Below are 431 nucleotides of genomic sequence, written 5' to 3'. Positions count from 1 at the left end.
CGAACATGGCGCGCAGGTTAGGGGCCAGACGCTCGGCCGACTGATGGCGGGCGGCCAGGCGGGCGGATTCGTCGGCCAGCTCGGCCAGCCGGGCCTCGACCTCGTGCAGCGTCTCGGCGGCGGCCTCGGCCTGGGCTGTGGCGGCGTCCAGCCGTGCGTCATGCCCCTCGCCGCCCGCGCGCAGCTGCTCGGCCTCCCAAGTCAGGCGGCGCACGACCTCATCGGCATCGCGATTCAGCGCCTGCTCGCGCTCGATGTCTCGGTCCAGCTGCGCCAGACGCCCCGACAGCGCGGTGATGGCCTGGGTCGCGCGCCGCCCGGCCTCGGCCAGAGCCTCGGTCTCCACGGCCAGCCGCTGGACCAGGGCGGCGGCGATCTGCTCCTCTTCGCGCAGCGCCGGCAGCGCGGCCTCGGTCTCGGTCCGCCGCAGG

General features: G+C 75.9%; 1 pseudogene. It reads right to left on the bottom strand.

From position 1 onward, the window contains the following. Positions 1–431: pseudogene (locus TW83_RS21735) on the bottom strand (chromosome segregation protein SMC); the annotation flags it as partial.

The sequence above is a fragment of the Paracoccus sp. S4493 genome, assembly GCF_000967735.1.
GTDB classification, from domain to species: Bacteria; Pseudomonadota; Alphaproteobacteria; order Rhodobacterales; family Rhodobacteraceae; genus Paracoccus; species Paracoccus marcusii.
Note: the sequence above shows the minus strand (reverse complement) of the source record. Positions and strands in the feature narration are given on the sequence as shown.